Genomic DNA, 14,547 nt, shown 5'->3' on the forward strand with positions numbered 1-14,547 from the left:
AAGAATTAAAAAAAGCTGAGCTTTCTGTTGTAAACAGGTGAAATTCGCTTTTCGTGAATGAAGCTTTAGGATTAGAATAACTTCCGAAAACAATAGACGATAACTTTCTTTTGAGTTGAAGAATTAGACCGTGACCAATTCACCACAGAACAAACCTAAACATGTCATGATGATGGCCGCTGGTACAGGTGGACATGTTTTCCCTGCGCTTGCTGTTGCCAAACAACTGCAACAGGATGGCTGCCAAGTCTCTTGGCTAGCAACGCCTACAGGAATGGAAAATCGGTTACTCAAAGATCAAAATATTTCTATTTATCAAATTGATATTCAAGGCGTACGCGGTAATGGTATTTTACGTAAGCTGAGTGCGCCATTTAAAATTCTAAAAGCAACGTTAAGCGCAATGCGCTACATGAAGCAGCTTAATATTGATGCTGTTGCTGGTTTCGGTGGTTATGTGGCAGGCCCAGGTGGTTTAGCAGCGCGTTTACTCGGTATTCCTGTGTTAATCCATGAACAGAATGCGATTGCAGGATTTACGAACACCCAATTGGCGCGTATTGCCAAGACCGTGTGTCAGGCTTTTCCAAATACATTTGCAAACAGTGATAAAGTCGTGACCACAGGTAATCCTGTACGTGCTGAGATTACTGCAATTTTGAACCCATCATGGCGTTATCAAACCCGTGAGCAAGAACAATTACCACTGAATATTTTGATTGTTGGTGGTTCACTTGGTGCACAAGCACTAAATGAACGTTTGCCTGAAGCTTTGAAAAAGGTCAATGTTCCATTGAATGTGTTTCATCAATGTGGCCAAAATCAGCAAGATACAACGCGTGTGCGTTACCAAGGCGCGCCTTCGAGTTTGAATATTCAAGTTGAGCCCTTTATTCATGATATGGCAAAAGCCTACAGTGACGCTGATTTAATTATTTGCCGTGCTGGCGCATTAACGGTTACAGAAGTCGCAACTGCAGGTCTTGCCGCAGTGTTTGTTCCGCTGCCTATCGCAGTGGATGATCACCAGACTGCAAATGCGAAATTTTTAGCAAATGTCGGCGCTGCGAAAATTTGTCAACAAGCAGATATGACACCCGCTGTTTTAGATGAGTTGTTAGCCACATTATTAAATCGCCAACTACTGTCTGAAATGGCAATTAAAGCACGTCAACAAGCACAACCGAATGCAACTCAGCATGTGGTTGATCTGATTAAAAAATTGTAATTCGAGTTTATTTATGTCTCCAACAAATCCAAACCAAGCCAAAAAGCTCATCAAAGTGCCAGAAATGCGCCGTATTAAACATATCCACTTTGTTGGGATTGGTGGAGCGGGGATGTGTGGTATCGCCGAGGTATTGGCCAATCAAGGTTATAAAATTTCTGGTTCAGACATCAAAGCCTCAAAGACCACAGCGCAACTCGAAAGCAATGGTATTAAAGTTTATATTGGGCATTCGGCTGAAAATATTAAAAATGCCAATGTGCTAGTGGTATCAACTGCGATTGATCCTGAAAATCCAGAAATTAAAGCCGCGATTGAACAACGCACACCGATTGTACGCCGTGCTGAAATGCTAGGTGAGTTAATGCGTTATCGTCACGGTATTGCAGTCGCTGGAACGCATGGTAAAACTACAACTACCAGTTTATTAACGACGATGTTGGCGGAAGAAAATCTAGATCCAACTTACGTAATTGGTGGTTTGCTGAATAGTACAGGTGTCAATGCTGCACTGGGTGAAAGCCGTTTTATCGTAGCAGAAGCTGATGAGTCAGATGCATCTTTCTTGTATTTGCAACCGATGGCTGCAATCGTGACCAATATTGATGCAGATCATATGGACACCTATGAAGGTAGCTTTGATAAGTTAAAAGATACCTTTATTCAGTTCTTACATAATTTACCATTCTATGGTTTGGCAGTCGTTTGTGGTGATGATGCCAATATTCGTGAAATTCTTCCCCGTATTGGTCGTCCAACTTTGACTTACGGTTTTGGTGAAGATAACGATATTCGTGCAGTCGATGTGGTACAAGAAGGTATGCAATCGCACTTTACTGTACTGCGTAAAGATCGTGAGCCATTACGCGTCACCATCAATCAACCAGGTCTGCATAATGTCTTGAATGCATTGGCTGCGATTGGTGTGGCAACTGATGAAGGTGTTTCTGATGGTGCGATTTGCCGTGCTTTAGAAGGCTTTAGTGGAGTGGGGCGTCGCTTCCAAGTTCAAGGTGAATTTGCAGTGGGCGAAGGCTTGGTGAAATTGGTGGATGACTATGGTCACCACCCGAAAGAGGTAGAGGCCACTATTAAAGCAGCGCGTGCCAGCCATCCAGACCGTCGTTTGGTGATGTTGTTCCAACCACACCGTTTTAGTCGTACTCGTGATTGTTTTGATGACTTTGTCGATGTGTTATCGCAAGTGGATCAACTGTTATTACTGGAAGTCTATCCAGCGGGTGAAAAACCGATTGTGGGTGCGGATAGCCGTGCTTTAGCACGCAGTATTCGTTTACGTGGTGAAGTTGAACCGATTCTAGTTGATCCAGTTGATGGCAATTTGCCGAATGTTTTACAAAAAGTGTTACAAGCGAATGACTTGTTATTAACACAAGGCGCAGGTAACGTGGGAGCAATTTCGGTAGAATTGGCTCAGCATCGTTTGTATGCCAAATAATTTATTTTCGTGAATATAAAAGTTTTACAGTTTTAAGGATATAAACGTGTCAAATGCTGCAAAATTCGGCAAAGTTGCTGTGTTGTTTGGTGGGAAGTCAGCTGAACGTGCTGTGTCATTGGATAGTGGTCAAGCCGTTTTAGAGGCTTTGTTGCGCTCAGGTGTGCAAGCAGAAGCATTTGATCCACAAGAGCGGAGGGTGACTGAGTTGGTCGGTTATGATCGTGCTTTTATCGTATTGCATGGTCGTGGTGGTGAAGATGGCCAGATCCAAGGTGTATTGGAGTGGTTAAACCTTCCTTATACTGGTACGGGTGTACAAGGTTCTGCGATTGGGATGGATAAAGTCAAAACCAAACAAATTTGGCAGGGCAGTGATTTACCAACCGCACCATACCGCATCATTACGAAAGACTCAGATCTAGATGCAGTCATTGCAGATTTAGGTTTGCCTGTGATTATCAAACCTGTGCACGAAGGTTCGAGTGTCGGAATGAGCAAGGTTGAGAAAGCAGAAGATTTTGCGGCTGCAATTGAAAAAGCGACACAGCATGATGCTGTGGTGATGGCTGAAAAGTGGATTACGGGTCGTGAATTCACCATTTCATTCTTGAATGGTCAGCCTTTGCCTGTGATTCGTTTACAGCCACCTGCAGACGTTGCTTTTTATGACTATGAGGCAAAGTATCAACGCAATGACGTGGAATATGGCATTCCTTGTGGTTTAAGCGAAGATGAAGAGAAAAGCTTACAAGCATTGTGTCTACGTGCTTTTCAAGCAGTCGGTGCGGAAGGTTGGGGGCGTATTGATGCAATGCAGGATGAGCAAGGCAATTTCTGGTTGTTAGAAGTCAATACCGTACCGGGAATGACCAGTCATTCTTTAGTGCCTAAAGCAGCTCAAGCCGTAGGTTATAGTTTCGATCAGCTCTGTGTTGCAATTTTAGAGCAAACTTTAACCCAATCGGCTTAATGATATATGGCTCAACTCCCTGCTTCTATGCGCCGTAAAACACGGCCAGCCATTAGCTCGATTCATGAGAAACCGCCTTCACAGAAACAAAAAATGGTGAATGCGGGTGGCTGGGCGTTGTTGATCATTGCTTTTATTGTATTGGCAATTGGTCTATATGGCTTATATAAAGTGATGACTGATGCAAAAGTCGCACAATTACAGGTGGTTGGGACTAATTCGGATATTGAAAATCAGCAGTTAGTGCAATATCTAAGTCCAATTATCAAAGATAACTATTTCACTTCCGATTTAGAGCAAATTCGAGATCAGGCGTTAAAAGTGTCTTGGGTAGACCGTGTCGTGGTATCACGAGCTTGGCCGAATGGGATTCGTGTAAGGGTTATGCCGCGTCATGCAATTGCGCGTTGGGGAACAGGGCGTTTGCTCAGTGATAATGGTGATGTCTTTAGTGAAGCTGTATTAAAAGTACATCCAAACTTGCCACTTTTACATGGGCCGGTCAGCCAATCCAAAATGATGATGCGTCGCTATAATGAAATTAACCAACTGTTTCATCCAGCGAATTTAAGATTAAAAGAATTGTATTTAACAGAGCGAATGACGTGGTTTATGCAGTTTGATTCAGGTCTACGGATTATTGTTGATCAAGATCAAACCATGAATAAGCTTCAACGCTTAAGCCATTTGGCACAAACGGATCTCAAACCTGTATGGTCGAAAATCTCAGCAATTGATTTGCGTTATCGGAATGGCTTGGCTATTCAATGGAAAAACGCAATCCCGCCAAAGATTGTCAACGGTCAGTTAGTTGTAACGATTGATGACACAAGCCTTGCAGGGGCAATTCAGGCAAAGCCATAATACGTGGCTTGAAAATAACAGGCAGTTTGCCCGTACTAAACAACAAAAGATATGGTAATGAAGTAATGAGTGAAGCTGTTTCCTCAGTTGTTGCGATTGATATTGGGACGCATAAAGTCTCAGTTTTGATTGGTAAGGTCCATGCACCGGATAAGATCCAAGTGATTGGCATGGCAACTGCTCGCAACCGAGGCATGGTTAAAGGCAAAATTGTGAGCTTGGATAAGGTGATTGCTGCGATTAAAAATGCAGTCTCTGAAGCCGAAGATATGGCTGAATGTCGTATCCATAGCGCATGGGTGTCAATTCCAAGTACTGAATTGCAAAGTTTTTATGCATCAGGCCGTACACCAGTGGCTAATCATGATCATATTATTACGACAAATGAAGTGGTTAGAGCATTAGAGTTAGCCAAAGCGAGCCATGTATCGCCAGATTATTATCTTGCGAGTGCTGTTCCATTAGGCTTCGAGTTAGGCGATTCGGCTGAATGGGTGCAGAACCCAGTCAATATGTCGGCTCATAGCATGACAGGGCATTATCAATTGATGATGATGCCGATTAGTACCATGCAAAACCTTGATCGTGCCATGAAAGGTGCGAATATCGGGGTAGAGAAAATGGTGGTATCTAGTTTAGCTACGGCTGAAGCTAGTTTGCTCAAAGATGAAAAAGAATATGGCGTATGTTTAGTTGATATTGGTGCAGGGATTACTAATATCGCTGTGTATTTAGATGGTCGTTTAGCATTAGTACGTACCTTGCAACGTGGTGGTGAAAATGTGACCCGCGATATCGCAGCGGTTTTACAAACGACCACTGAAGAAGCTGAACGTATTAAAATTTTACATGGTTGTGTTGATCTTAGTGTAGTGAAACCTGACCATATGATCCAAGTGCAAGCGATTGATGGACAACAGACCATTAGTCGTATTGAGCTTGCAGAAATTATTATTGCGCGCTATGAAGAAATCTTTACATTAATTCGTGAAGAGTTAGAGCATAGCGGGGCAATACATGGTTTATATCATGGTGTTGTACTCACAGGTGATGCTTGTCAAATTGAAGGTATGGTGAATTTGGCACGTCGTATGCTTGGAGTATCTGCACATTTAGGTAATCCACCTTTACAGGTCTATGCTGAAGACCAACATCTTGCCGCATTACGCCGTTCGATGTATGCGACAGCGTCAGGATTATTGATGTTTAGCCAAAGTGATTTGCAGGATGCAGTAGAAGAACCAGAAGAATCGAATGATCGAAGTTTTATGGATCGAGTGACCAATGGTTGGAATGCATTAAATAGCAAATTAAAAGCTATATTTTAAGTTGTACGTATTTTGGGGAAAATTTGTTAGGAAGTTGTAATAGTGAGCCGTTGTACTTGACAAGCTAGCTATTATTGAACAGCATCCTAAACATCGGTTGTTTTAAAAATCAGGGCAGTAACGGGCTGAAGTAACTGTCACTTAATATATTAGGAAATCTAAAGGTCATGGCCTCATTTGAATTTATAGAAGATGAACTAGACGATGGCAACGGTCAAGCCCGTTTCACAGTATTTGGTGTCGGTGGTGGTGGTGGTAATGCTGTCCAACATATGGTGCAGTCAGATATCCAAGGGGTAAAATTTGTTTGTGCCAATACTGACAAACAGGCACTTGATAGCATGAATGCCCCTTTTAAAATCCAATTGGGTGAGCAAAGTACGCGCGGATTAGGTGCAGGTGCAAACCCTGAAGTTGGACAAATCGCAGCTGAAGAAAGCCGTGAAGTGATTCGACAACACCTTGAGGGTACGGATATGGTATTCGTAACTGCGGGTATGGGTGGTGGTACTGGAACAGGTGCTGCGCCAGTTGTGGCTGAAGTTGCTAAAGAAATGGGCATCTTAACCGTAGGTGTTGTAACAACCCCGTTTAATTTCGAAGGTCGTCGCCGTCAAAAATCAGCTGAAAAAGGGATAGATGCATTAGAGGCTCATGTTGACTCACTGATTATCATTCCAAACCAACGCTTACTCAGCGTTTATGGCGATATTTCAATGAAAGATGCCTATAAAAAGGCAGATGACGTATTATTAAATGCCGTTCGTAGTATCTTTGACTTGGTTGTAAATCGTGGTCATATTAACCTCGACTTTGCAGACTTGAAAACAGCCATGAGTACTCGTGGTTATGCGATGATGGGTGCTGGTTTAGGGCGTGGCGAAGACCGTGCACGCCAAGCTGCTGAACAAGCGATTCGTAGCCCATTATTAGATAATGTGAATATTATCAATGCGAAAGGTGTACTGATCAATATCACGGGTGGTGATGATATCACCTTGCGTGAAACTGAAATTATTACCGACGTGGTTAACCAAATCGTTGATTTGGATGAAGGTGAAATCTTCTATGGTACGGTATTTGATCCTGATGCACGTGATGAACTACGTGTCACTGTGATTGCGACTGGTTTGACCCGTAATGCATCTGAAGTTGAACATAAGAAACGTACAGTGACTGCACATCATGCACCTGTTCAAGCAGCTGCTCAGCAGCCAGTTGATGAAGATGATGTTCCAGCGATCAGTAAACGTGCAAATGTAGACGCACCTGCTACAGCAGCGCCAAGTTCTACACCACGTTCATCGCCAATGAGTATTCAAGACTATCTGAAAAATCAGCAGCGTAAATAATAAAATCATATGTTTAGAGAGAGGGGGTAAATAATTGCTCCCTTTTTTATTTTTTTAAAATGGCAAAATATGCTAAGTTATATCGGTTTTTGCAAATGAAGTTGTCATGGTATGGTGAAACAACGTACTCTCAAGCGTGCGGTGAAAGCGAGCGGTATTGGTCTGCATAGTGGTCAAAAGGTGCTGATTAATTTTGTTCCTCACCATATTGATGGAGGTATTATCTTTCGCCGTATTGACCTCAATCCTCCCGTAGAAATTCCTGCGAATGCTTTACTCATTCAAGAAGCATTTATGTGTTCCAATCTTGTCCGAGAAGATATAAAAGTCGGTACGATTGAGCATGTGATGAGCGCTATAGCGGGATTAGGCATTGATAATTTAATCATTGAGGTCTCCGCTTCCGAAGTGCCTATTATGGATGGCAGTGCAGGTCCATTTATTTATTTACTCATGCAAGGTGAGTTAGCAGAGCAAGATGCACCAAAGAAATTTATTAGAATTCTGAAACCTGTTGAAGCACTCATTGAAGATAAGCGTGCTATTTTCACCCCGCATTCAGGTTTTCAACTCAACTTTACGATTGATTTTGATCATCCCGCATTTGCTAAAGAATACCAATCCGTGTCGATTGATTTTTCAACGGAAACTTTTGTATACGAAGTCAGTGAGGCGCGAACTTTCGGCTTTATGAAAGATCTTGATTATCTAAAGGCGAATAATCTGGCTTTAGGGGCGAGCCTAGACAATGCGATTGGTGTTGATGATACAGGTGTAGTCAACGAAGAGGGATTACGCTTTGCTGATGAGTTCGTGCGTCATAAGATTTTAGATGCTGTCGGTGATTTATATTTATTAGGTCATCAGGTAATTGCTAAGTTTGATGGCTATAAATCAGGGCATGCACTCAATAATCAGCTGTTACGCAATGTTCAAAATGATCCGAGCAGTTATGAAATTGTAACATTTAATAACGATAATGATTGTCCAATTTCTTATGTGAGTGTGACATAAGTCATTGTCTTTTATTGGCTATGTTATATTATAACAATAAAAGTTGAGATTTAGTTCACATAAAATAAGTGTATATTTCAATACCTAAGATAAGTAGTTTACTTTTTATTGCTTGCCAAACGTAGTAAAGCTTGGCTAAGCTTAGGGTCGCTCACATATTCAGCGGCGCTGCGTAACTGCTCTTGGGTTTCTGAAGAAAGTGTTTTAGATGGGGGAGAAGGTTCACGAGGAACATTCATTTTGTTTCTTAGACGAACTTGGATTTTTCGTAAGTCTTTGAGTCCTTCTAATTGAGCTAACTGCGCAACATAGTTGCTTTGTAAATAGCTGAGTTGACTAATCATCGCTTGATTTTCACCAGTTATGATCAGAACTCCATGTTGATAACAAACAACCTGCCATTGCTCTGGTTGGGGCAGTATAGGTTGAATAATTTTCGTAAGTTGTTTCCATTGAGTCACTTGCGTAGTCAGAAACGTTAAGTTTCCAGTTTTTATGTGTTGTCCTTTCTGTTGAAAAACGTTGCTAGGTTCAGACATGTTAACTTCCTTCGAGGTTATCTGCTCATCTTAAGCGTTCATTTTAACTGTTATCAAGGAAGAGATGATAAAGGAACTATTTAAGGACGGTTTCAAGAGGTTTTTTATGCATACGCGTCGTATTTTACTCGCATTCTCACTCGCTGCTTCAGCCGCTTCGGTTGCTTTTGCAGATTATCAAAATATTGGTCAAGCAACAGATGGTGACCGCCTAGAGCAATTATCTAAAACCTTAGCACAAGGTTCTTATAGCCATCCTGATGATATTGATTTGCCTGCCGTATCGAATGTATCAGTTAAATTGCGCGAAAAAACCATTGAGTTGAATAATGCGACGATCGAAAGAAAATATGGTCGTTCAGCGATTTCATCGACTGCCGAAGATAATGCACCATCTTTTTCAGCAAATACAGGTTATTCGTGGCTAGTTAATCATCCACTTCAAGAAGGGCGGGTAAGTTCAACATGGGGCAATCGTACCTTATTAGGAACGACACGTCATCATTCGGGTGTTGATTTAGCGGCACCGTCAGGTACACCTATTTATTCAACAGGTTCTGGTGTTGTAACCAAATCAGGTTGGGGATCAGGTTATGGTCAATATGTTGAAATCGATCATGGCAACGGTTATATCACTCGTTACGCACATGCTTCACGCTTAATGGTGAATGCGGGTGATCGCGTTAGTGCAGGCGAGCATATTGCCAATGTAGGCTGTACTGGACGTTGTACAGGACCACATTTGCATTTTGAAGTTGTCAAAGATGGTCAACGTAAAAATCCAACAACTTATCTTGCAATGTTGCCGTAAGCTAATTTGTTAACAGTTGTATATTAAATTTAAAAAGAAAGCGCCTTAATTGGCGTTTTTTTATGTTTTTTGTTTCATTTAAGTCAATGACTATTTAGCAAGAAAATATTAAGGGATTTTGTATTCATTTGGAGCGATACCTCCATAGCACCAAAACATGATAAATATATAAGGTCAAAATAACTTAAGGGAAAAGGTGAATTGTATGGCGTTTTATGGCGACTCAGACGCGCAGGAAACCCAGGAATGGCAAGAAGCATTTGATTCAGTATTACAACATATGGGCACGGAACGCGCCGCATTCTTATTAGAAAAACTTTATCAACAGGCTATTGCAAAACATGTTCCGATCCAACGCTTAAATACACCTTATCTCAATACGATTTCTGTTGAAGAACAACCAGCGATGCCAGGCGACCAAGATATGGAGCGTCGTATTCGTGCTTTAATTCGTTGGAATGCCTTGGCGATGGTATTACGTGCGAATAAAACGGGCGATGATCTTGGTGGTCACCTTGCTAGTTTCGCATCGTCTGCAACCTTATATGATGTTGGTTTTAACCATTTCTTCCGCGCAAATAGCAATAACTTTGGCGGAGACATGATTTATTACCAAGGACACTGTGCGCCGGGTATTTACGCACGTTCATTCTTGGAAGGGCGTTTAACTGAAGATCAATTGAATAATTTCCGCCGTGAAGTGGGTGGTAATGGTCTTCCGAGTTATCCACATCCGTATTTAATGCCGGACTATTGGCAGTTCCCAACTGTATCCATGGGTTTGGGTCCAATTATGTCGATTTACCAAGCACACATTCAAAAGTACTTGATGAATCGTGGTTTGATTAAAGAAGAAAATCGCAAAGTCTGGGCATATCTGGGCGATGGTGAGATGGATGAGCCAGAAAGTACGGGTGCAATTTCACTTGCTGGTCGTGAAAAGCTGGATAACCTGATTTGGGTGGTGAACTGTAACTTACAGCGTCTCGATGGTCCCGTACGTGGTAACGGTAAAATTATTCAAGAATTAGAATCTTTATTCCGTGGTGCGGGATGGCGTGTGATTAAAGTGGTGTGGGGCCGTCATTGGGATCCACTACTTGCTCAAGATGCTTCAGGTGCTTTAAAAGCGGTCATGGAAGAAACAGTGGATGGTGAGTACCAACGCTATCAAGTGAAAGGTGGTGCATATACCCGTGAGAAATTCTTTGGCAAGTATCCAGAAGCTGCGGAACTGGTCAAAGATTTAAGCGATGAGGACATAGATAATCTTAATCGTGGTGGTCACGACCCATACAAAGTTTTTGCTGCCTATGCAGAAGCAATGAAAGCCAAAGGTCAACCCACCGTTATTCTTGCGAAAACGGTTAAAGGTTACGGTTTGTCTGAAGAAATTGAAGCGGTGAACAAAACCCACCAAATCAAAAAAATGCAGATCGACTCTTTGAAATATGTACGTGACCGTTTTAATTTGCCATTTACAGATGACAAGTTAGAAGAGCTTCCATTCTATCGCCCAAGTGAAAACTCTCCAGAAATGAAGTATATGAAGGCGCGTCGTGAAGCATTAGGGGGTTACCTACCTGCACGTCGTCGTGAGAGTGAAACTTTAGCGATTCCTGAACTCTCTGTATTTGATGCGGTATTAAATGGTTCAGGTGGTAAAGAACAATCGACCACGATGCTGATGGTGCGTTTAATTGCGGCTTTACTGAAAGAAAAAGCCATTAAAGACCGCGTTGTTCCAATCGTTCCAGACGAAGCACGTACCTTTGGTTTAGAAGGGATGTTCCGTCAGCTGGGTATTTATGCCGCTCACGGTCAAAAATATACCCCAGAAGACCAAGAACAGTTAATGCATTACCGTGAAGCAAGTGATGGTCACATGTTGCAAGAAGGCATTAACGAAGCGGGTGCGATGAGTGCATGGGCTGCGTTGGCAACCAGTTATTCAACCAATAACTTGCCGATGATTCCAATGTACATGTACTACTCAATGTTTGGTTTCCAACGTATTGGTGACATTGCATGGGCTGCTGGTGATGCACAGGCACAAGGTTTCTTGCTCGGTGCAACTGCTGGTCGTACCACATTGAATGGTGAAGGTTTACAGCACCAAGATGGTCATTCACATATCTTGGCGAACACCATTCCAAACTGTGTATCTTATGATCCATGTTTTGGTTATGAATTGGCAGTGATCGTACATGATGGTTTACAACGTATGTATGTGAACCAAGAGCGAGTGTTCTATTACTTAACCGTAATGAACGAAAACTACGAGCATCCTGCAATGCCAGAAGGGGCTGAGGAAGGCATTAAACGTGGTATGTACTTGTTCGAAAAAGACGAAAAAGCCACTGTGCAATTATTGGGTTCAGGTGTCATTCTTCGCGAAGTGATCAAAGCTGCGAAAATCTTACGTGATGAATACCAAATCCATTCAAACGTTTGGAGTGTAACCAGCTTCAATGAGTTGTCGCGTGATGGCATGGCATGTGAAGAATACAACCGCCTACACCCACTGACTGAAGAAGTGAAAGAATCTTGGGTATCTAAACAGTTACGTGGTACAGAAGGTATCGTTGTTTCTGCGACAGATCATATGCGTGCGTATAGCGAACAAATCCGTGCATATCTCCCAGATGGTCGTCCATTTGTTGCCTTAGGTACTGATGGTTACGGTCGTTCAGATACACGTGCCAACTTACGTAGTTTCTTTGGTGTTGATGCTGCGCATATCGTGGTTGCGACGTTGAAAAAATTAGCAGATGAAGGCGAAGTGGATGCACGTTTAGTGAAAGATGCGATTTCTAATTTTGAGTTAGATACTGACCGTCCAGTAGCATGGGCGCCACAAGCGCACCCAGAAGTTCAGGCAGTTGCTGAATACCATGAAACGCAAACAGGTGAGGGGAAATAATCATGCAAATCCAAGCACCTGATATTGGCGTAGATAAAGCACTGGTTGCAGAAATCTTGGTCAAAGTAGGCGACCATGTTGCAGTTGATGATAGCCTTCTGGTTTTAGAGTCAGATAAGGCAACGGTCGAAGTACCAAGCACTGCGGCAGGTATCGTAAAAAGTATTCTGGTTCAACAGGGAGATGAAGTCACTGAAGGCGTCGCATTAATTGAATTAGAGTCTGAGTCTGCTGCTGAAGCACCTGCGAACGAAGCACCGAAAGCGGAAGCGCCAAAAGCAGAAGCGAAACCTGTCGAAGCTGAAACAAAAGCACAACCCGCTGCCGCTCCAGTAGCGACAGCAAGCCAGGTTGTGGATGTAAAAGTTCCAGATATTGGTGTGGAAAAAGCGCTGGTTGCAGAAGTGTTGGTCAAAGTCGGTGATCAGATTGAGCCAGAACAAAGTATTGTCGTGGTTGAATCAGACAAAGCGACGGTAGAAGTCCCAAGCTCTGTTGCTGGTGTTGTTGAAGCCATCCAAATCAAAGAAGGCGATAGCATTAAGGAAGGCGTGGTCTTGATTCAGGTCAAGACCGCAAGTTCGGCTGCTGCACCAGAATCGCAAGCAGCACCTGCTCAAACAGAAGCGCCAGTCGCAACCACAGAAGTAGCAACTGCAACAAATACCTCAACAGGTAATGTTGAAATTGAAGTACCTGATCTAGGTGTAGAAAAAGCTCTTGTTTCAGAAATTCTAGTCAATGTCGGTGATCGCGTTGAAGCGCAACAAAGCCTATGCGTGGTTGAGTCAGATAAGGCTTCTGTTGAGGTGCCAAGTTCAGTAGCAGGGATTGTGAAAGCAATCCATGTGTCTGCCAATCAAGAAGTGCGTCAAGGCGTGGCTTTGGCAACGATTGAGGTGAGTGGTCAGGCCGCTGCACCAGCATCTGCACCAAAAGCTCAGCCAGCAGCAACGACAGCACCAGCAAAACCACAGGCGGCAGCGACAGCAGCACCAAGTGAACCTGCACAAGCTGAGAAGTTGACTAAACAACAAGAAGCTGACAATGCCAAAGTCTATGCAGGTCCAGCCGTGCGTAAACTGGCACGTGAGTTGGGTGTTGTTCTTGGGCAGGTCAAAGCCTCTGGCGAACACGGTCGTGTGATGAAAGACGATGTTTTCGCTTATGTGAAAACACGCTTAACTGCACCACCGCAAGCTGCTTCTAGTACACAGGCTGCACCTGTTGCATCGGGCTTGCCTAAGTTGCCAGACTTTAATGCATTTGGTGGTGGTGAAATGAAAGCGATGACGCGTTTACAGCAAGTGTCTGTACCGCAATTGTCATTGAACAATTTCATTCCTCAAGTCACCCAGTTTGATTTGGCTGATATTACAGAGCTTGAAGCGTGGCGTGGCGAGCTGAAAGATGGTTTCAAAAAACAAGGAATTAGCTTAACTATTTTAGCGTTCATCGCGAAAGCGATTGCTCACTTGCTAAAAGAAGAGCCTTATTTTGCAGGCCATTTGGCAGATGATCAAAAGTCAGTGTTGTTGCGTAACGAAATTCATATGGGTATCGCAGTCGCTACACCAGATGGCTTAACGGTTCCTGTGCTGCGTAATCCTGACCAGAAATCCATTAAGCAAATCGCGGTGGAATTGGCTGAGCTGAGTCAAAAAGCGCGTGATCGCAAGTTATCACCGAAAGACTTACAAGGTGCAAACTTTACCATTACCAGCTTAGGCAGTATTGGTGGTACTGCGTTTACCCCATTGGTGAACTGGCCTCAAGTCGCCATTTTGGGTATCTCTCCAGCTACGATGCAACCTGTATGGAATGGTAAAGATTTTGATCCACGCTTAATGTTGCCATTATCGTTGTCATATGATCATCGAGTCATTAATGGTGCTGATGCAGCACGCTTTACAAATAAGCTGACCAAGCTTTTAAAAGATATTCGTAGCTTATTGCTCTAGTACTTTTTAACGATGGAAACCTCGCATATGCGAGGTTTTCTATTTTATAGCATTAAAAAATCGACTTTATTTGCGCAAGCTTTTGTCTAAAATTA

The 14,547-nt window shown here is 42.9% G+C and carries 11 protein-coding genes; 10 read left to right on the forward strand and 1 reads right to left on the reverse strand.

The window, feature by feature from the left end:
• Positions 1 to 130 precede the first annotated feature (130 nt).
• From murG to lpxC, 7 genes are all read left to right on the forward strand, one after another.
• A complete protein-coding gene (gene murG, locus AC0JIQ_RS00640) occupies positions 131 to 1,228 on the forward strand; it encodes an undecaprenyldiphospho-muramoylpentapeptide beta-N-acetylglucosaminyltransferase (RefSeq protein ID WP_474202327.1) in 1,098 nt (365 codons plus the stop codon).
• A gap of 13 nt (positions 1,229 to 1,241) precedes the next feature.
• Positions 1,242 to 2,687, forward strand: coding sequence for a UDP-N-acetylmuramate--L-alanine ligase (gene murC, locus AC0JIQ_RS00645; protein WP_050041164.1), 1,446 nt, complete (start codon positions 1,242 to 1,244; stop codon positions 2,685 to 2,687).
• A 46-nt stretch (positions 2,688 to 2,733) separates the two neighbouring features.
• Positions 2,734 to 3,660 (forward strand): D-alanine--D-alanine ligase, encoded by a 927-nt coding sequence (locus AC0JIQ_RS00650; RefSeq protein ID WP_474202328.1) that lies wholly within the window; start codon positions 2,734 to 2,736, stop codon positions 3,658 to 3,660.
• A 6-nt stretch (positions 3,661 to 3,666) separates the two neighbouring features.
• Entirely contained in the window at positions 3,667 to 4,524 is an 858-nt protein-coding gene (locus AC0JIQ_RS00655) for a cell division protein FtsQ/DivIB (protein WP_004659878.1), read from the forward strand.
• 65 nt (positions 4,525 to 4,589) lie between these two features.
• Positions 4,590 to 5,852, forward strand: a complete 1,263-nt coding sequence (gene ftsA / locus AC0JIQ_RS00660) for a cell division protein FtsA (RefSeq protein WP_004659879.1) — start codon at positions 4,590 to 4,592, stop codon at positions 5,850 to 5,852.
• 167 nt (positions 5,853 to 6,019) lie between these two features.
• Complete coding sequence (gene ftsZ, locus AC0JIQ_RS00665) at positions 6,020 to 7,204, forward strand: cell division protein FtsZ (RefSeq protein WP_241306458.1); 1,185 nt, start codon at positions 6,020 to 6,022, stop codon at positions 7,202 to 7,204.
• Positions 7,205 to 7,315: 111 nt separating this feature from the next.
• Positions 7,316 to 8,218, forward strand: a complete 903-nt coding sequence (gene lpxC, locus AC0JIQ_RS00670) for a UDP-3-O-acyl-N-acetylglucosamine deacetylase (RefSeq protein WP_474202329.1) — start codon at positions 7,316 to 7,318, stop codon at positions 8,216 to 8,218.
• Between the two features lie 98 nt (positions 8,219 to 8,316).
• On the opposite strand, the gene AC0JIQ_RS00675 is transcribed toward lpxC, so the two are convergent.
• On the reverse strand, positions 8,317 to 8,757 hold the full coding sequence (locus AC0JIQ_RS00675) for a hypothetical protein (RefSeq protein WP_004659883.1): 441 nt from the start codon (positions 8,755 to 8,757) through the stop codon (positions 8,317 to 8,319).
• A gap of 106 nt (positions 8,758 to 8,863) precedes the next feature.
• On the opposite strand from AC0JIQ_RS00675, the gene AC0JIQ_RS00680 reads away from it, so the two are divergent.
• The 3 genes from AC0JIQ_RS00680 to AC0JIQ_RS00690 all read left to right on the forward strand — a co-directional run bounded on the left by AC0JIQ_RS00680 (position 8,864) and on the right by AC0JIQ_RS00690 (position 14,452).
• The gene (locus tag AC0JIQ_RS00680) at positions 8,864 to 9,568 is read left to right on the forward strand and encodes a M23 family metallopeptidase (RefSeq protein ID WP_005219268.1); all 705 of its coding nucleotides are present in this window, start codon (positions 8,864 to 8,866) and stop codon (positions 9,566 to 9,568) included.
• A 205-nt stretch (positions 9,569 to 9,773) separates the two neighbouring features.
• A complete protein-coding gene (aceE, locus tag AC0JIQ_RS00685) occupies positions 9,774 to 12,491 on the forward strand; it encodes a pyruvate dehydrogenase (acetyl-transferring), homodimeric type (RefSeq protein ID WP_474202330.1) in 2,718 nt (905 codons plus the stop codon).
• A 2-nt stretch (positions 12,492 to 12,493) separates the two neighbouring features.
• On the forward strand, positions 12,494 to 14,452 hold the full coding sequence (locus AC0JIQ_RS00690; protein WP_474202331.1) for a 2-oxo acid dehydrogenase subunit E2: 1,959 nt from the start codon (positions 12,494 to 12,496) through the stop codon (positions 14,450 to 14,452).
• Positions 14,453 to 14,547 lie beyond the last annotated feature (95 nt).

Source organism: Acinetobacter sp. FB (genome assembly GCF_056033405.1).